The organism is Photobacterium sp. DNB22_13_2 (genome assembly GCF_052873915.1).
On the sequence record NZ_JBNNXU010000018.1, the window covers coordinates 1 to 18942 of the forward strand.

At 44.6% G+C, this 18942-nt stretch carries 17 protein-coding genes; 9 read left to right on the plus strand and 8 right to left on the minus strand.

The window, feature by feature from the left end; genetic code table 11:
• Nucleotides 1–256 precede the first annotated feature (256 nt).
• Nucleotides 257–1732: a peptide MFS transporter gene (locus ACVA58_RS20990; RefSeq protein ID WP_446512315.1), complete on the minus strand. Its 1476-nt coding sequence runs from the start codon at nucleotides 1730–1732 to the stop codon at nucleotides 257–259.
• A gap of 554 nt (nucleotides 1733–2286) precedes the next feature.
• Here ACVA58_RS20990 and ACVA58_RS20995 point away from each other — a divergent pair.
• On the plus strand, nucleotides 2287–2622 hold the full coding sequence (locus tag ACVA58_RS20995; protein WP_446512316.1) for a hypothetical protein: 336 nt from the start codon (nucleotides 2287–2289) through the stop codon (nucleotides 2620–2622).
• Between the two features lie 60 nt (nucleotides 2623–2682).
• Here the strand turns inward: ACVA58_RS20995 and ACVA58_RS21000 are convergent, their stop codons facing one another.
• Nucleotides 2683–3198, minus strand: a complete 516-nt coding sequence (locus ACVA58_RS21000; RefSeq protein ID WP_446512317.1) for a YgjV family protein — start codon at nucleotides 3196–3198, stop codon at nucleotides 2683–2685.
• 10 nt (nucleotides 3199–3208) lie between these two features.
• Entirely contained in the window at nucleotides 3209–4066 is an 858-nt protein-coding gene (locus ACVA58_RS21005; protein WP_446512318.1) for a DMT family transporter, read from the minus strand.
• Between the two features lie 140 nt (nucleotides 4067–4206).
• Here ACVA58_RS21005 and ACVA58_RS21010 point away from each other — a divergent pair, with 140 nt between their 5' ends.
• Together ACVA58_RS21010 and ACVA58_RS21015 are read left to right on the plus strand one after the other, a co-directional pair.
• Entirely contained in the window at nucleotides 4207–5115 is a 909-nt protein-coding gene (locus ACVA58_RS21010) for a LysR substrate-binding domain-containing protein (protein WP_446512319.1), read from the plus strand.
• Nucleotides 5116–5200: 85 nt separating this feature from the next.
• Nucleotides 5201–7459: a peptidase U32 family protein gene (locus ACVA58_RS21015; protein ID WP_446512320.1), complete on the plus strand. Its 2259-nt coding sequence runs from the start codon at nucleotides 5201–5203 to the stop codon at nucleotides 7457–7459.
• 83 nt (nucleotides 7460–7542) lie between these two features.
• Here ACVA58_RS21015 and ACVA58_RS21020 read toward each other — a convergent pair whose 3' ends face one another.
• Nucleotides 7543–8607 (minus strand): Preprotein translocase subunit SecY, encoded by a 1065-nt coding sequence (locus ACVA58_RS21020; RefSeq protein WP_446512321.1) that lies wholly within the window; start codon nucleotides 8605–8607, stop codon nucleotides 7543–7545.
• A 375-nt stretch (nucleotides 8608–8982) separates the two neighbouring features.
• On the opposite strand from ACVA58_RS21020, the gene ACVA58_RS21025 reads away from it, so the two are divergent.
• Both ACVA58_RS21025 and ACVA58_RS21030 read left to right on the plus strand, forming a co-directional pair.
• A complete protein-coding gene (locus ACVA58_RS21025; RefSeq protein WP_446512322.1) occupies nucleotides 8983–9438 on the plus strand; it encodes an acyl-CoA thioesterase in 456 nt (151 codons plus the stop codon).
• 86 nt (nucleotides 9439–9524) lie between these two features.
• Entirely contained in the window at nucleotides 9525–9773 is a 249-nt protein-coding gene (locus ACVA58_RS21030) for a hypothetical protein (protein WP_446512323.1), read from the plus strand.
• A gap of 65 nt (nucleotides 9774–9838) precedes the next feature.
• On the opposite strand, the gene ACVA58_RS21035 is transcribed toward ACVA58_RS21030, so the two are convergent.
• The 3 genes from ACVA58_RS21035 to ACVA58_RS21045 all read right to left on the minus strand — a co-directional run bounded on the left by ACVA58_RS21035 (nucleotide 9839) and on the right by ACVA58_RS21045 (nucleotide 13253).
• Nucleotides 9839–10102, minus strand: coding sequence for an Lpp/OprI family alanine-zipper lipoprotein (locus ACVA58_RS21035; RefSeq protein ID WP_107347771.1), 264 nt, complete (start codon nucleotides 10100–10102; stop codon nucleotides 9839–9841).
• A gap of 425 nt (nucleotides 10103–10527) precedes the next feature.
• A complete protein-coding gene (locus tag ACVA58_RS21040) occupies nucleotides 10528–11871 on the minus strand; it encodes a TldD/PmbA family protein (protein ID WP_446512324.1) in 1344 nt (447 codons plus the stop codon).
• Nucleotides 11871–13253 (minus strand): TldD/PmbA family protein, encoded by a 1383-nt coding sequence (locus ACVA58_RS21045; RefSeq protein WP_446512325.1) that lies wholly within the window; start codon nucleotides 13251–13253, stop codon nucleotides 11871–11873. Before ACVA58_RS21045 ends, ACVA58_RS21040 begins: the two co-directional genes overlap by 1 nt.
• A gap of 262 nt (nucleotides 13254–13515) precedes the next feature.
• On the opposite strand from ACVA58_RS21045, the gene ACVA58_RS21050 reads away from it, so the two are divergent.
• The 4 genes from ACVA58_RS21050 (at nucleotide 13516) to ACVA58_RS21065 (ending at nucleotide 16872) form a co-directional block, all read left to right on the plus strand.
• The gene (locus tag ACVA58_RS21050) at nucleotides 13516–14490 is read left to right on the plus strand and encodes a CobW family GTP-binding protein (protein ID WP_446512326.1); all 975 of its coding nucleotides are present in this window, start codon (nucleotides 13516–13518) and stop codon (nucleotides 14488–14490) included.
• Nucleotides 14491–14666: 176 nt separating this feature from the next.
• On the plus strand, nucleotides 14667–15041 hold the full coding sequence (locus ACVA58_RS21055) for a hypothetical protein (RefSeq protein WP_107347767.1): 375 nt from the start codon (nucleotides 14667–14669) through the stop codon (nucleotides 15039–15041).
• A 421-nt stretch (nucleotides 15042–15462) separates the two neighbouring features.
• Nucleotides 15463–15723, plus strand: a complete 261-nt coding sequence (locus ACVA58_RS21060; protein WP_446512327.1) for a hypothetical protein — start codon at nucleotides 15463–15465, stop codon at nucleotides 15721–15723.
• Nucleotides 15724–15843: 120 nt separating this feature from the next.
• Complete coding sequence (locus ACVA58_RS21065; protein WP_446512328.1) at nucleotides 15844–16872, plus strand: S66 family peptidase; 1029 nt, start codon at nucleotides 15844–15846, stop codon at nucleotides 16870–16872.
• Nucleotides 16873–16894: 22 nt separating this feature from the next.
• Here the strand turns inward: ACVA58_RS21065 and ACVA58_RS21070 are convergent, their stop codons facing one another.
• Entirely contained in the window at nucleotides 16895–18934 is a 2040-nt protein-coding gene (locus tag ACVA58_RS21070; protein WP_446512329.1) for an acetoacetate--CoA ligase, read from the minus strand.
• Between the last annotated feature and the right edge of the window lie 8 nt (nucleotides 18935–18942).

The window sequence follows — 18942 nt, forward strand, 5'->3', positions numbered from 1 at the left end:
GCAGACGCTCCGGTTTTCAGCATTATAGGCTGAGAAAGTTTTTTAACAAGTCTAATAATATGATTTTTTTTGTGTTATGTTTAAAAAGATAGTACCCACGCTTTCTTCACTTCATCCTCATTCCTTGGTTGAATTTCCACCAAATATCAATGTTTTGCTTGATGTCTCTTCAGCTCTTGTTGTTTATGAATTTTAGGTAATAAAAAAGGCCCATACAGAGCCTTTTAAAATCATAGTGTCATTGAATAATCACTGATTATGCTTCAGCCAACGTAGCATTTTCCTGCTGTTCCGTTTCTGCTTTTTTCAGCATTACTCGAATCAAACGAGAGGCGAGTAGGGCAACGACAACCATCACAACTGCCAATATTGTCAATAAGCTGAAGTAATCACCGTAGACTGTTTGAACCACCTCTTGGGTGACCTCCTGTCCTTTCTCCATTGCAATAGAGGTTGAAAATACTGCACCGACAATACCACTTAACGCGATAGCGACAGAGAACAGACTGACAGAAAAGTTTTCAATATGCTTTGGCGCAACCGACAGGATGAAAGCAACGACTAAGCTGCCAACAATCACTTCTGCCAATGCTTGGAAGAAATGGATCGCCAAGAATATTTCAGGGCGGATAATGACGTTTTCGCCGATGTTGTAGACCGCCATCGTCAAAATACCGAAGGCAATGGCAGTCAAAACAAAGGAAAAGCTCACTTTGGTCGCGGTAGAGAAATTGATATTTCTTTTTTCTAGCGAAGAGAAAGTCCAAGAGACCAGAGGACCGCCGACAATACACCATAGCGGGTTCATCGCCATTGACGCTTCTGGAGCGATAGGGATCATACCGAACAGATCACCACGCATGGTGTTGATGGTCACCATGGTCATCGAGGTCATCATTTGACCGTAATAGACGAAAAATGCAGTAGTGAGGGCTGTGATAATTAAAATAGTGCCCATTTTAAGTGAATCAGATCGGTTAGCCTTCATCATCAGCCAGATAAAGTAACCGATAGCGGCTGCACCAATGGCATAAACAATGTTTTTGCCGATATCCATGTTTGAAAACATGAAGAAAACCAGGCCGATCATAGATACTGAAATAACGCTGAAGGCAATCCAGTTTTTAGCACCAGTCGGTTGGTTATCCATTTCAGTTGCAACTGATAGCAGAGGCTTGCGCGAAATAACCAAAATGATAAAAGCGACTGCCGCCATTGCGCCTGAAAGGGCAAAGCTGCCATTGAAACCAAGGATCAAGACGAGCATCGGGAAAAAGTACTGGCCTAGGAGTGCCCCAATGTTGTTGACCGAGTAGTTAACCGGGTAGGCATTCTCAAAGTGCTCTTCAGTTTGGAATGTGCGCTTGTAGAGGCTAGGGTAAGAAGGTGACATCAAGCCGCGAGAGTAGCTTGCTAGCGCGATACCGATCAAGCTCATAGGCACGTTAAGGGTTGATGCACCCATTACCAACAGGGCATAGCCAACAGCAAAGCCCAGATAGCTGATTGTTAACGAGCGGTAGGCACCAAGGAATTTATCAGCAATAAATCCGCCTGCGATCGCGAATAATGGACCAATTGATGAAAAGGCACCGACAACCATCATGGTGTCGGCTTCACTGTAATTGAGGTTTTCCAAGAAAAAACGGGTGAGGATCACCATCACACCGTAGAAGGAAAGGCCAAACATCATCTGGCACACCATCATCGACTTATTGAGTCTATTCCACATAATACTTCTCTATGGTTATGGCTTTCGGGTTTGAATTGCTTACTTGCAGTTTGTAACGAAATGTAAATTCAAGGGGATGTTATCACTTCTTACCGTCAGGTACCCCTTAAAATGTGGTTTTAGTGAGCAAGTAATCATTAGTTATTTTTATCAATAACGTGAGTATTATTTATGTAATGGTTTACAGCGGATTATAATGGCTCCAGGTAATCAGACATATGGCTTATTTTTTAATAAGTTGCCTAAGGCGTGTCAGAGATGAAGAGGTAGATTCGTTATTATTAATAGTAATGATTTTTGTTTGTTTATTGATGGTGTGGTTAGTTGACGACAGGCAATAACAAGGATTATGTAAGGTTTGGCCTGAAGATGAATACACGGTTATCAGCCGTAAGCTATTCTCCGAAATCATGAATATTAAATACAAATAAATAAAAGGCGTCGAAAATTGTACAGTTATGTCAAAATTGACGGTTTTGAACGGTAATCTCTTCCATTCTGCTTCAATCCTTGCATAATTCAATTGATAGGCTGGTTAAGTGGATAAATAGACTTTGTTTAGTAAAAGAAAAACAAAAAATACTTTTCCTTTGGACTTCTACGGCGAGGATGGAAGCTGGCGATTTATTATTCGTGCTGAACGCCCGTCAGAAGTCGTGGATGCGATGTACTGGCGTGCTTATATCTCTTGCCACCGAAAAGAATTCGATCTGTTACATATCGCAACGGGGAAGTTTAACTATAAGTATAACTATTCTTCTTATGACGCATCAGAGATGCATTATGCATCCGGCAGTGATGCGCTGCGGGTTAACATGATGGGCCCAATTGTTCCAATTTCAGCCATTCTTGAAATGGTTAGGCTTAGAGCAGACTCGGCAACAGCTTGACATTGAATCATTGTAATACGAAAGGGCCTATACCCAAGTAGCTTGGGTATAGGCCCTTTTTTATATTGGATTGGCTGCTGCGGAAGGTGTTTTGATATAATAGCGATAATAACCAATTAAATTACTCGCGAGAAAGAGCGCTTCTAGTACTACAGCAGACGGTGAACCGATAAGGATATTGTGGGTTAGCCATAAGCTAGTACCAATGATCATAAACTGTCTTAACTGCTTATCATGTTTAGAAAAGGCGGCCACATTTTGGAACAGCGCTGCAGCACAACTCACAAGACTCGCCAAGCCAGAAAACGTCATGTAGGTAATGATGAGTGTGAAAAATGAGAAAAGGCCAGCCATTTTCTTAGAGCTGGTATATAAACTCGTTGTGTAACGAATAGCTCCTAGCGCCATTAAGCCTGCTGCTGTCCATTGCTCTAGCAGAGCAAAGTGGATACCAATTAGAGTAACTGCGCATACAAAGCATTTGATGATTTTTGTTTTGTCTTTAAATTGAAATGAAATCAGATCAAAGATAACAGCAAAGCCGATCATGATTTGAGAGAGTACAAAAGCTGACATATTCGGATCCTTAGTCTTTGATAGTTTTTTGCTTTTCAATTTTGGCAAGCCAAACCAACGGCAATATAATCATTGCAGTGCCAAGCAACGTAACCATGTCGGGTGTTTCCCCGAACCACACCAAACCCACTGCGACGGCGCCGAGCAAACCGCTATATTCCGCGCTGGCAATTTTATTGCTTTCCGCTGCCCGGTAGGCCACCACACAAATGCCGGCATAAACAAGGATAAAGCTGCTAGATCCTGCAGCTGTTATCAAAGGGGACCAGTCCCAAGCTCTTCCTTCCCACAAAGCTAGGCCAAGTGAAGCCGGGATCCCGGTTAGGTTGGTCAGCAGTAGAGTCTGGGCAACACTTTGATGTTTAGGCAGCTTGCGAATCAACAGGTTATTACCAGCAATGGTTAACGCCACTACCAAAGCTGCTAATGCTGACCATTCAAACTCTGTAGGCCTTATGATGACGATGACACCAGCAAAACCCAGTACACCAGCGGCAATGGAGTAGCGCGATAGCTTTTCGCGATATAACAGCAATGCTAAAGGCAACATTAATAGCGGAGCAGCGTAAAAAATGGCATTGGCGGTTGCCAGCGGCATGGCATTAAGAGAGAAAACCATAAAAATGGCACCCATCAACCAAATATGCGCCCGCAAGGCATGCCATTTCAGCCCATCCAGCAGTTCTTGTTTGCTACTGCGATAACAAAAAGGGAGCAAGATCAGCACCGCGGTCAGCTGCCTGAAAAACACAAATTGAAAAACCGCAATATCTTGACCAAGCGTTTTAATTAAGGCATCAGAAAAAACGGCAATAAGGTTCCCGACAATGAGTAAACCCATTGCCATTCCTACAGACATTGAAGGCATGACCAAGCTCCTGTCATTGACTGAAGTGTGTTCAGTGTTAGCGCAAAAAGAAAGTCACGAGTTGTGACTGGGTAATCTTAATCTATAAATACCCTTCATATATAATGATAAAAATTCACTTAGTATGAGCTTACCTAATAATGAAATTGCCACCATTGCGGGCTGTTCAATGTTTCGAATCTGTCGCCCGCTTAAATAGCTTCTCGCATGCTGCTACGGCTCTGAACGTAACACAGAGCGCCATTAGTCATCAGGTACGACTGTTAGAGGAGTACCTGGGTGAAACTTTGTTTGTTCGGCAGGGGAGGCGCTTGTCTTTAACGCCAATGGGTGAGAAATATTACGAAGAGATCTCCCATTCACTGCAGAATATTGCACAGGCCAGCCAGCAAATCCGAGAGGGGGAAAGTGGGAAGATTCGTCTTGCTATGTACAGCTCATTAGCAGTGAAATGGCTGGTACCAAGGCTGGAGAGTTTACGTCAGCAACATCCTGAAATTGATTTATCTCTTGCTATGTTTGCCGATGAACCAGAATTTACTGATCAGGTAGCAGATTGTTTCATTACAGCCCATCCTCCTAAGAAAAACTATGTCAGTGATTTTTTGTATAAGGAGTTGCTATACCCATTCTGCAGCCAAAAACTTTGGCTGCAGATTCAAGACAAGCCCTTGCCAGAGGCGCTCTGGGAGCATCCTTTATTGTCGGTACATTCGATTTTTAAAGGCGGTAATCAGGCCAAAGACTGGCAAGCTTGGTGCCAGCGAGGCGGGTTTATTCTGCCTGATGACGTAAAGGTCAGTCACTTTAGTCATATGGTTCTTGCCGCAGAGGCTGTGAAGTATCATCAGGGAATTGCCTTTTTGAATGACTACTTCCTCAATGAGCATGATCATCAGCAAAACCTAGTACGTATTCCGATGCATGAGCTGCCAACGGGTGACAACCTCTATTTTGTGTATAAGCAATCACGTGCCAAGCAATTTGAAATTAAAACATTGGGCCAATGGCTTAAGCTGCAGTGTTTTGAGCACGATAACGAAAGTTAACGTCGATTAATATCCTCAATGCTATTAATGGAATTTTAGCGCCGTACCACGTAGAATACGCCCCCTTTGAAGATGTGGTTGGTAAGTGGGTATTGTTGTGAATAAAAACCAATTCGAGCTGTTGGCACCGGGTGGTGACATTGAATCGATCAAAGCGGCTATTGTCGCAGGTGCGGATGCAATCTACTGTGGGCTTGATAACTTCAATGCCCGAAACCGTGCAACGAATCTTACTTTCGAGAATCTTAACGGTATCATCAACCTTGCCCATCAATATGACTGCAAGATCTTTCTTACTCTGAATATCATTATTTTAGAAAGTGAAATTCCTACGCTTATTCGTCTGCTAAATAAGTTGGTAAATACGAAGATTGATGGTGTCATTGTTCAAGATTATGGCTTGTTTTATATCCTAAAAGAGCATTTCCCGACCCTTGATGTTCATGCTTCGACTCAAACAAATACGCATAACGAAGGACAGATTCAGTTCTTACATCAACTCACCGCAAGCCGTGTGAACCTGTCTCGTGAGTTGAATATCCGGGAAATTAAACACTTAGCCCAGTTTGGGCTTCAACACAACGTGTTGATGGAAGTGTTTGTGCATGGCTCTTACTGTATTGGGTTCTCAGGCTTGTGTTACATCAGTTCGGTACGTAATGGTAATTCTGGTAACCGTGGCCGTTGCAGCCAACCTTGTCGTGATCAGTACCAAACGACTGATGCGGGTAAGGATTATCCGTTGAACATGAAAGATAACTCGGCTTATTCGGATATGGCTGCTTTGGCTGATGCTGGCGTTTATTCACTGAAAGTCGAAGGGCGAATTAAAAAGTCCCACTATGTACATACAGTGGTTGATAGTTGGCGCAAACAAATTGACAACTATTGCCAGTCTGGCGAGGTCTTAACGGATACCACGGGTTTATACACTGTGTTTAACCGAGACTTTTCGAATGCTTATCTGCAGGGCGATATCAATAAAAGTATGTTTATTGATAACCCGAGAGATCATTCGGCTAATCACTTTTCAAAGATCTATAGCTGTACTAGCACTGAGCAGGTAAAGCAGGTCAAGAAGAAGTTATATGATGATAAAACAGAGATCATCAATAAGGTTGATGCACAAACAAAAGATCTTGATATCAGTATCAACTCTTTGAGTGTTTCTGTTTCAGGCTCTGAAGGTGAGTTGCTTTCAGTCACTATCAGCACACCTAATGAAACTTGCACTGTCACATCGTCTACACCATTGATAAAAGCGGGTAAGCACAGCTTAGATGACGCAACCGTCACCAAGTGGGCCAATGGTTTTGCAAATGCTGACCATTATGTTGCTAGCGTTGAGCTCACAAATCTCGATGATGGATTGTTTATCCCTTATAAAGAGCAAACGGTTATAAAAGAGCAGGTTGCTTTCATCTTAAATGGTTCTAGACCAACGGTGAGCCCTGTTGAGCTTCCTAAGCTGGTTGCACAGCAGCACGACAGTAAAGCGACCCCAAGCTTAAACGTATTGATTTCGTCTGAAACGGATATTGAGCTGGCACAAGATAATGAAGTGAATGTGTACTATCAGCTACCTGAAGCGATGCACAGCAATTTAGCAAAAATGGTATCGCTGTTTAACTCAAATACTGCGCTTATCCCATGGTTCCCTGCTATTTTGATTGGCGAAAATTATCAGGCTGCGGTTGAATTTTTGAAAAGTATCAAGCCTGTTCGAATCGTGACCAACAACAATGGTGTGGGATTTGCTGCGTCACAGCTTGGGATCCATTGGATCGCGGGTCCGCAGATGAATGTGACCAACTCGTATAGCTTGAAGTGTTTAAAAGAAGAGTTTAACTGCGCTGGCTCGTTTATTTCAAACGAGATCAAACAGCAGCAAATGAGACAAATCGTTAAACCCGATGGTTTCGAGCTGTTTTACAGTATTTACCACCCAATTATGCTGTTAACAAGTCGCCAGTGTTTATTCCACCAAACGGTAGGCTGTAAGAAGAAGCGCTTTGATGACAAGTGTTTGAGGAAGTGTGATAAATCAGCATCGATTCTGAGCATGAAAGAGTCATCTTTCGTGATTGATAAACAGCGTGGTGATCATAACTCACTGTACAGTCAAGAAAACTTCCTGAATCTGGATGTTATTAAGGATCATGCACAGCTGTTTGATGGGTATTTAGTTGATCTAAGAGATATTAAAACGTTAACCCAAACAGGGCTGGATAAGCCGGCGTTGCTTAAAGCTTTCCGTTCGCAGTTGAATGGCGATGTTGAACCTACTTCGCTGTATGAAGAGGTTTCCCCAACTACGATGGCCCAATACCGTAAAGGTCTTTAGAGGTACAGCGTTCGCTCGCTATAAAAAAGCCCGACTTCATTATGAAAAATAAAGTCGGGCTTTTTGTTATTTGTCCAGTGAGCTTATCCGTTTTGTGGAACACCGTGCCATTGATAATGGTTGTTAGGTTTTTTGCTCACGATCCCTTCTGTCATGAATTGGCTGAAGATCTCATCAACCTCATCGCTGCTGGTCTTCAGGTACTTGGTGACAGCGCGCTTAGTGCAGTTGACCTGATTAGTACTCAATGCATCGATCGCTTGTTCATACAGTGATTTAGGCGTTTCTGGCTCAGTAGGAATATCCGGCGTTAGTTCCGGTTCTTCGCTATTGCCTGCAGCTTGTTCTTGTTGCTGGTTTGTCAGCAATTCAGGCTCTTTGATTTCATTATCGGCGAAAGTATCTATGGTAATTGGGCCGACACGTCGGAATTGATTTTTAAAACGAAGTTCCTCACCAATCAAGCCAACGAAAAAGGCTGCAAAGAAGTCTAGTAACACTGATAAGAAAATTACCAAGCTTAGCTGAGCGGTTTCAGTTTCGACCTTTAATGATTTCGCTAGGCTGTCGATAAGGCCAATCACTGAACCTTGGTTGACGACCGGTAAGCTGTCACGCTCTGCAGCAAGCTTTAACTGTTGTTCGCGTAGGTCATCATTTTCACGTTGGATGCGGGCAACACCGGTTGCGATACGCTCCATCTCGATATATTTTTCTGCTGCAGTGTTATTGAGCTCGATCTGTCTTTCAATCGCAGAAATCTGCATATTGTAATTGTTGACCGTGCTCTGCTGAGCATTGACATGACTCTGGGCTTGATTGGTTGCGCTATTGATACCACCAACAGAGCCGCCAATTGAAATAGCCGCGAGTACCGCATAAAAAGCAAAGGCAGAAATGGCGCCAGCGTAGTTGCGTCGTGCTCGACGCTCGCCAAATTCATACCAGGCAAAAAACTTTCCTAATTCGAAAATGACGGCAAGGCCGGCGAATAAGATCTGCATGACCGGATCTTCATCGATAGAAAGGAATAGCAGCAATGAAAAAATGATGGATGCAAGGATGGATGCACCGGTAAAGCTGTATACCGTGCCCATCGCAAAGACCCCTTTGGGGTAACGAACTGGAATATTGTTATCGTAAAGCATAATGTTTGATCGTTTTAACTGGCTCTAAGCCGACTGAAACCTGCCGAAAAATGAATCATGATTCGTCAGGTCGAAAAAAGGTGGCTTAGGATACCGTAAATCTACCCGCTAGCCCTTATAAATTAAGGCCTTTGCCGTTTTTACGCTGAAAATTTACACGCTGCTTTCATAACTGTAGAAAAGATACTCATCATCTTGGGCATATCCCTTTCGGGAATGACGGGAATGAACCGAACCGACAAGAAACAAGTTCGTATGTTGCAAAGTTGTTATCTCAGGTATAGGTTAGTAGTCGAACGCTTGTTTAAAATAGCTGTTTGTCATAACAGCTGTTTCGTTTAGAGAAAATTCATAACATTTAGCAAGGATCAGCATATGTCTAATTTACTTGAGGGTTACCCTGTTGTTACTGAAATTCCGGTGGCATGGGGTGAGATGGATGCACTAAACCATGTCAATAATGTGGTGTACTTCCGTTATTTTGAGACGGCGAGACTGGAATACTTTGCCGGGATCGGTCTGATGGAAGAAATGAAGGCGACTCAAACGGGCCCCGTACTCAGTGAAACCTCAAGTCGATACCGACGCCCAGTGACCTACCCTGATACCTTACTGGTCGGAAGCCGAGTGGCTGAATTGACAAAAGACAGTTTCGTGATGGAATACAAAATCGTCAGTAAGCAGCAGGGGGCGGTGACAACGTCGGGGGAAGCGAAAGTTGTGATGTTTAATTTCGCACAACAAAAACGTGCAAACTTGAGCCTTTCCTTGATAGAAAAAATGGTATCGATGCAGCCAGATCTCAGTGGCTATGCCGTAGCAACCGATTGATTCACTTCACAGTTGATACATATCTGCTCCCTAGCTTCGCCTATAATTTGGTATGTTAACTGTTGAAGCTGCATTAAGGAGTAGGGATGTTTATCGTTATCCAGCATGAGATCACAGACCCTGAATTGTTTTGGCAGAAAGCAAGCGGGATGCTAACTCATCCGCCGACAGGTATGCGGCTACATACAACGATGGTGGTTGAGAGACATACATTGTGTCAGTGCATGTGGGAGGCTGATTCGATTGATGTGGTCAGGGATTACCTTGAACCCGAATTAGGTGAGGCGAGTATCAATACCTACGGCTTGGTCGATCCTGACAATGCAATTGTCTGAGAAGGTACTCGTTAATTGGAAATGCAATTTCAAAGTGGCGCAACTTATCGCGCCACTTTTTTACATTACTTCTGGTAAGAGCTAGCAATGTTATCAATGCGCTGGTTAGCACGCATTGCTTCTTGGTAAGCTGCGTCAGATGCAGCACGTGTATCATTTACTGCGCCGGCCATTTGATCTTGCTGACCTTGTAGCGATGCAACTTGATCAGATAGAGCGTCAACTTTATTTGTCAGCTGGCTCAGTTGCTCAGCTTCTTCGCTGCTTGAACAGCCCATAAGTGTTGCACTTAGAATTAGGCCAGCGACTAGAGTCATAGAACGTTTCATCATTATTCTCCACAATTGGTTGATATTAACTACTGCTACAAACACTGAATAAGCATTACACAAATCAATTCTATTTAACAAGAGAATAAGCAAAAATTTGCACTGTGTATTTATGCCATATACAGATTTTATTATGTTTATCAGTATGCGTGTATTTAATCAGGATTTATGCAAGCAATTGTTATGGGAAGTTCAGCAAATGATTGTTTTTTAGCAGGTAAAGTCAGGATAAAGTAAAGAAGCAGTTAAGTGTGATTCAGATCACGCTTGTGAACTGTGTGCTATTTTGATTTATTGAATATGTAAAATAAGAAGTGACGATGTCACTCTGAAATAAGGGTTAATGAATGGCCTTAATAACAATCTTGTCATTAAGGCCACCAGCAGGTAATTAACCTGCTGGTGGTCATTCGGTTATTTTCGCATTATTTACCCGCAATACTGAGTTTACTAAAGCGGATAAGAGGGGCGAAGAAGCTTTTACCATGATCGTGAGTCAATGTATCGCCTACAGCATCAATTTCTTTGATCATCTGATAGAAATTACCTGCTACGGTGATACCTCGAACCGGTTGAACACGCTTGCCATCTCGGCATAGGAAGCCGCTTGCGCCAAACGAGAAGTCACCGCTTACCGCATCGGCACCGGAGTGAACACCCTGAAGTTCGATCAACTCCAGATATTCACCGCCGGTCAGTTCAGCTTCGCTGCTTTGTCCTGTAGCAATAACAGTATGACGGGCAGACACGCCCAAACCGCCTTTGGCTGAGCGAGAGCCGTTGGCGGTATTCTCAATACCGAAGAAACTGGCGGTATGGCTGTTATGCAGTAGGTTCTGCAGTTTCCCTTCACCAATCAGAATGGTATCGCAAGTCGCAAAGCCTTCGCTGTCGAAGGCTTTAATGGCCGAGCCGCCTTCGATATAAGCTGTATCTGAAACCGTTAATAACGGACTCGCAACCACGGAGTTAACGGAGTCGCGCCATGGGTTAATTCCCTTCATTGCTGACTGGCCCGAGAAGCACATGCCAAACGCGCCAAACAAGCTGCTTAGGCAGCTGAGGTCAAACACCACACTGTAGTTGCCCGTACTGATCGGTTCGCCATCGAGCAGGGCTTTGGCCATGTCATAGCCATGGTTGATACAGTACTCTGGATCGAGTTCGTTGAAACGACGACCAGTCGACATACCACCATGCATCGACTGCTTACCGTCCTTTTCATACAAGGTGTAGGCATAACAGTAGGTAGAGCGCTCTTGGTGATAACAACGTGTGCCGAGTGTATTCGCTAGAATCACTTGGCTGTCTGATTCCCCGAAGCCGTTGTACGGTGCTGAGGTTGCGTTCGGTTTTTCAACGACACCTTTTTCCAGAGCCAGTGCAAGAGAAATCTTGTCATCAACCGTGGCTGCGTCTGTTTGATAAATCTCTGGATATTCCGTTACAAGCTGGCTGTTAGCACACGCGATCACTTGATGAGGATCTTGCTTGGTGAAGGCGGCATTGGCGAGAGCGTGCTCAACCATCATATCTAGGCTAGCTGGCTCCAATGACTCAGAATAGCTGGTAGCAATGTGCTGATCTTTGATGACACGAACGCCAATCACCTGACCTGATGTCACTTTGTATTCGTCCAACTCTCCCGCATTGGCTTTCAATGAGAAGTTGTTGCTGCCGCTTGCAATCACATCGGCTTCGGCGCCTGCTGCTTTGGCACGCTCAAGTACTTGATCAATCGCGCGTTGAAGTTGTTGTTGATCCGCCATTAGTTACCCCCTACAAGAATGTTGTCCACTTTAAGTGCTGGCTGGCCAACCGTGGTAGGCACCGAGCCGCTTACAGAGCCACACATTCCTGCGGCCAAGGCGAAATCACGCCCGATCATCGAGATCTCTTTCAGTACTTTAGGACCTGTGCTGATCAACGTCGCTGATTTTAATGGTTTGGTGATCTGGCCGTTTTCGACCAAATAAGCTTCTTGTACGGCAAAGTTAAACTCACCTGTACCGGGTTGAACTGATCCACCGCCCATCTTCTTGGCATAGATTCCTTTTTCAACGCTGGCGATCATTTCATCCAAAGAGCTGTCACCCGGTTCGATGAAGGTATTACGCATCCTTGAGGTTGGTGCATACTTGTAGGATTCGCGACGGCCGGAGCCGGTTGGGGTTAATCCGGTTTTCAGTGAGCCCATGTGATCAACCATGAAGCTAGTCAGCTTGCCGTCTTTGATCAACTGGGTACGCTGGGTTTCCATCCCTTCGTCATCGATATTGATTGAGCCCCACTCATTGGTCATGGTGCCATCATCGACCGCACTTACTACTGGATTAGCAATCATCTCTCCCATCTTATCGTGGAAGACAGAGGCTTTTTTGGCAACCGAGGTGGTTTCCAGTAGGTGACCACAGGCTTCGTGGAAGATAACGCCACCAAAACCATTGCCGATAATCACTGGCATTTCACCCGATGGGCAATTTTCGGCGAATAGCTTCACCATTGCTTGTTTCGCCACTGCATGACCAAGCTCTTTGGCATCCAACTGGGTATTGAATTCCCAACCTGTTAATGCGCCAGGCGCTTCAAATCCGGTTGATTGCTCACTACCGTTTTGTGCAATTGCAGTGGCAGCAACACGGGTGTAATGGCGGGTATCGCCAATGTGTAAGCCTGTTGAATTGAAGATCTCGATTTGTTGCTCACGTTGCAAAATACGACCGATGAACTGATTGATTTTTTCATCTTCATCTCGTGCGGCAGCATCGCACTGACGCAGGAAGGCAATTTTGGCATCAAGGTTAGGGCTTTGGCTTAAAGGCTGCTGACAAGCATGTTTGGTCTGGTAGCGGCTCAGGTTAAGCGTGCCAGCATTGACGATTCGGTCGCGTTTATCTTTGGCGGCTAGTAGCCCTGTGACTCGCTTTAGTTCTTCCTCGTCGGTGCTGTTGGTGTAGCCGTAAAGCACTTTGTGGCCGAAAAACAGGCGCACGCCGATACCAAAATCGATACCGGAATTGACCTTGTCAATGTCACCGGACAGAAGTTCAACTGAACTAGATTGATGATGTTCGATAAACAGTTCGGCAAAATCGGCGCCAAGGAAGAGGGCATGGTCGATCACTGCTTGCGCTGTTGCAGGGTTTAGCATAGATGCTCCTTGCGTGTTAGCAATCTCACGAAAAAAGTTATGTAAACAAATTGTGAGCGGAATTGCCATTAATGGCTTGGTTTAACGGAATTTATGGTTGGCAAGCGCTCAAAAAGGGTGACTTTTCACCCAACGCTCTAATCTTGGATAATAAACTAAAATAAATCAAAAGCCTTAGCCCCACAATAGAGCCACAATGATTTGTGGCGTGGGCATATTTCATGTAAATTTCCCGTCAATGTTTACGGAATCATGACTCATTATGCGCATACCAACGAATGTCATCACCGGATTTCTTGGTGTTGGAAAAACCACGACAATCCTTAATCTGCTTAAGAACAAGCCAGCCAATGAAAAGTGGGCTGTTCTGGTTAACGAATTTGGCGAAATCGGTATTGATGGTGCCATTCTTACTGATTCTGGCGCGATGATCAAAGAAGTCCCTGGTGGCTGTATGTGCTGTACTGCCGGCGTGCCGACATCTGTCGGGATCACTGCGTTATTACGCCAGAATCCAGACCGACTGTTGATAGAGCCAACCGGACTTGGTCATCCTCATAAAATCATCTCAGTGCTAACGTCTAATCAGTTTAAAGATTACATCGATTTGAAAGCGACTGTTGCTTTGGTTGACCCTCGAAACCTCTCTAATAAAAAGTATACGGAAAACCAGAACTTCAATGATCAACTCGATGTGGCTGAGATTGTTATAGGCAATAAACTTGACGAGTGTGACGAGGTGGATGCCGGAATTTTTGATCACTGGGTGGCGACGCAGCAGCCTAAGAAGCTGGCGAGTATGTTGGTCAAACAGGGCGAGTTTCCTATAGATTTGCTAGATACTGACCGAGCAGAGCAAGATCAATCATCAACGATAGATGCTCACCATCACGAGCATGCTGATATGGAGCCGCAGTTCCAGCTGCCGCCAAACCAGAAATATATCCGCAAGGAAAACAAAGGTCAGGGCTACTTTAGCTGCGGCTGGCTCTTTGGCGCCGAGGTCATTTTCGACTTTGACCAACTGTTTTCTTTGTTCTGTAACCTGACGGCAGAGCGTGTGAAAGGCGTCATTAATACGAACAAAGGCTGCCATGCCTTCAATGTTCACAAAGGCGTCGTCTCGGTCAATCAAATGACCCTTGAAGGGTTCGAAAGTCGTCTTGAGGTCATTGATAACCAACTCATGCCTTGGGATGAGCTGGAGTCTATCTTGATTAAGATCTCAAATTTATAACCCTTTATTTATAAAAATGAAAATTGCTCCTACAGTTTTTACGCAGTGAGCTCTGCGATTTGTAAGATGAGGTAATGCAATTCAAGTGTTATTCTTGATTATTCAAACGAGTAATCGAAACATCACCAGATTACCGAGGCTGTAGGTCAACCCGAGTTAGAGCAGGAGAAACAACGATGACTCATGAAACTAAAACAATGGAAGTGCCTTTAGCTATCGCTGAGAGAGTTCAGGCTCTGATTGATGGCCACATCGCTAAAGAGAAGTTCAATGCTGAGCGTCGTGAGGTGGTGAACAACTTCCTTGCAATGGATAATCTTAGCTGCGAAATGGCAGTATATAGCTTACCTCAGGGAGAGCTGCTAGACACGCTTAGGTTCGTGTATGAGCTATCAGGGACTAACAGTAAGTTTATCAAAAACATACTGACATTATGCCGCGAGAACCCGAAGAAAGCGCTATCAGACGCCCAGCGAGCATCAGCAAAGAGCATGCTATTTAATCTGCTCAATGATCCATCGGTTGTTTCGGCGATGAAAGAAATTTCATAACGCTACTCTTTCAAGTGCTTTTAAAAACGCCCATACCGATAAATCGGTGTGGGCGTTTTTTTGTGCGTTGGTTTCATAAACAGAAAAATTGGAGTTAATGAAAAGTACTACTACTTTGAATGGATGTGTCAATGTTACAAAATGTGACTTTGCTGCATTCCCATTGTCAGTATGAGTTACTAAACTACTTTTTTAAAAGGATTTTTACAAAGTGATAGGTAAGCGGCGAAACGAATTGTGTCGGCCTAAATGCATCTCTTTGGACTTATGGGCAACGGAGGGCGCAGAACATGAATTCTGACGATATTTTGCTATTTTCAACTGTTCGAGCTCCGTTTAATACCTAAGGTGAATTACGCGCGTCTATGAGCCATTCTGCGCATGAAGCGCTGAAAGGTAAGCTGTCTCTACGCCTAAAGATATGATCAAGGCTGTAATGGAAGATCTAGGTATATTACTTAGTGTCTCTTATGGTGGGGTTACCTTCTTAAATAACGAAACAGGCGCAACCGGGTTTTGGTCTGAAAATGGCAACGGTTATGTTACTCAGTACTCTTCACTCATTCATATTGAGCCCATAGTGTATTTGCAATTAACTGTTTTACCCGAGCAAGCGGATCAGGCATTGGCCGATATTAAGAAATCCATCAAGGTTGTGTATGACAAATACAACACAGGGTAAATATAGATTCGACTAATGTGCAAGCGTTGCATTTTAATTTGGATCAGATTTAATGAACAGCTAGATATACCCATGTGTCTTGAAGTCATTTGGGTATAGTAATCAAGGAAGAAGATAGTTATGGCAATATTCCCTCCAGCACTTAAACAAGGCGATACCATTGGCTTTTTCTCGCCATCATCGCCTGCGACCTGTTTTGCTCCTAAGCGTTTTGAAAGGGCAAAAGTGTATTTACAGCAAAAAGGGTTTAACCTGAAAGCGGGAAAATTGACTGGTCAGTCAGACTATTACCGGTCGGGCAGTATCCTGGAAAGGGTTGATGAACTAAATGCGTTAATCCGCGATCCTGAAGTCCGGTGTATTATTTCTACTATCGGCGGAAATAACAGTAATGCGCTACTGCCTTATATTGACTATGCGGCGTTAAAGAAAGATCCCAAAATTATTATCGGTTATTCGGACGTTACCGCCTTGCTGTTGGGCATCTATGCTCAAACCGGCCTTGTTACCTTTTACGGCCCTGCCTTAGTGGCGTCGTTTGGTGAGTATCCGCCGCTCGTCGATGAGACGTTTGCCTCCTTTGAGGCGCTGTTATGTGAAACAGCATATGAAAGTCTATGTCAAAAGCAAAGCCTGCCTTATCAATATCAAATGCCAAACAATTGGACGGATACAAAAATTGATTGGGAAAGCCAATCTGAAGCCAAACCTGTGCAACCGAACGAATGGGCGTTTCTTGGCGCTGGTGTGGTGCAGGGAAGGATCATTGGTGGGAATTTGAATACTATGTCCGGGATATGGGCAAGCCCATATATGCCGGAAATACAGCAAGGGGATATTTTGCTGATAGAAGACTGTTTAAAGGGGATCGAAACAGTCGAACGTTCATTCAGCCACTTAAAGATTTGCGGCGTGTTCGACAAGGTATCCGCCATTATTTTAGGAAAGCATGAACTGTTTGATAATAAGAGGACAGGTCGCCAACCACTGGATGTATTGATGGAAGTGCTAAATGGGCAACCTGTTCCTATTTTAAATGGTTTTGATAGCTGTCATACCCACCCGATGCTAGTTACCCCGCTGGGTGTTGAAGGGAAGATAAATTTCGACCTGAAAACGATTTGTATTACGTCACCATGGTTGAAGTAAATTAGTTTGTAAGATGAATGACTTAAGTTTTCAACTCATCTCTATCCCTAAACTCTTCCAGAGACTCAGGGTTGGCTAGCGCGCCGACGTTTTTCACTGGCTGGTTGTGGACGATATTGCGAACGGCTAATTCAACCAGCTTACCTGATTTAGTGCGGGGCACGTCTTTTACTGCCAGAATCACTTCGGGAACATGGCGGGGGGAGCCGTGCTCGCGGATCTTTTGCTTGATGTTGGTTTTCAATTCGTCTGTAAGCAGTTCACCTTCTGCTAGCTGAACAAACAAGATAACGCGGACATCTGTGCCTTGGTTTTGTCCTATGACTAGTGAGTCTTTAATTTCATCCAATCGGTTTACCTGACGGTATATTTCTGCGGTTCCAATTCTTACCCCGCCGGGGTTAAGTACGGTATCGGAGCGACCGTAAAACACCATGCCACCGGTATTCGATACGCTAACATAATCACCGTGGTGCCAAACTCCGGGGAAGGTATTCCAATAGGCAACATGGTACTTGCTGCCGTCTGGATCGTTCCAAAAGCCAATTGGTTGATTGGGGAAGCTATTGCGACAAACCAGCTCACCGTGTTGCTGGTGTATTGCTTTGCCTTGTTCACTGAATACCTGAACATCCATGCCAAGCGCGAGCCCTTGGCATTCTCCTCTATAAACCGGATTAATGGGATTGCCAATGGCAAAGCAGCCGCAGATGTCGGTACCGCCTGAAATGCTGGCAAGTTGAATGTCGTTATGAATTGAATCATAGACATAATCAAACTGCTCAGGCGCAAGCACCGAACCGGTAGAGCACAGGGTTCGGAGTGCTGACAGGTTAGCGTTATCTTTTGGGTGATAGCCTTCCTTTTCCAAAGCCTCAAGGTATTTGGCTGAAGTGCCGAATAACGTCACTTGTTCTTGCTCGGCCAGCTTCCATAAAACATTACCATCGGGATAGAAAGGGGAGCCGTCATACAGAATTAAGGTCGCGCCAGAGGCGAGTCCTGACACTAGCCAGTTCCACATCATCCAACCGCAAGTCGTGAAGTAAAAAATTTTGTCACCGGTGCGGATATCCGTTTGTAGCTGGTGCTCTTTAAGGTGATTAAGTAAAGTACCGCCTACGCTGTGAACAATGCACTTGGGCTTACCGGTTGTGCCTGATGAGTACAGGATATAAAGCGGATGGTTGAATGGGACAGGTGTAAAACCGAGCTCACTGGGTACTGTGCTATCGAGTATATCGCTCCAATAGTGGTGGTTTATGGTATCAGGAATGGAGGCTGACTCCTGTGGCATCAGTTCAGGCGCTGCGGGGATTTCGATTAGATGTGCGAGTTCCGGAATATTGGCACTGACTGCAGCGACTTTGTCGACATAAGAAATAGCCTTGCCGTTGTACTGGTAGCCTTGGGCAAAAAACATCACTTTAGGTTGAGTTTGTCCAAAGCGCTCGATAACACTGTCGGCACCGAAATCCGGTGAGGTCGATGTCCAAATCGCTCCTAACGAAGCGGTCGCCAGCATAGCCACGACCGTTTGGGGGATATTCGGTAAATACCCCGCAACAACGTCCCCTTTTTTGATCCCGATCTGATGGAGAAAGCTCGCGACCTGAGACGTTTGTCGGTATAGCTGCTGCCAACTAATGTGTTGACGTTGCTGAGGATCGCCTTCGCAATGGAATATGATGGCATCCGCCGCCGCGTGAGTACGCCAGTTTCGGAGTAGGTTATCGGCATAGTTGAGTTTTGCGTGCGGGAACCACTGGGTATCTTTCGCTGGTGCAGTACTATCTGGTGGGCAAAATGTTACAGGGGGCTTTTTTGCTCCTTCGACTAGGCAAAAGTCCCACACCATACTCCAGAACTCTTCACTATGGCCAACACTCCAATGATGCAGCTGATTGTAGTCATGAAAAAGGGTGTTCTTTTTCTCACTTAGCGCAACCATGAATTGATAAAGCTTACTGTCGTGAATGCGATCTTTCTCCGGCATCCATAGCAACTGGGGCTGATTATCTGCTGGATGACCAATGCTAGAAGATTCTGGGGTTGTCATCATTTTCTCCT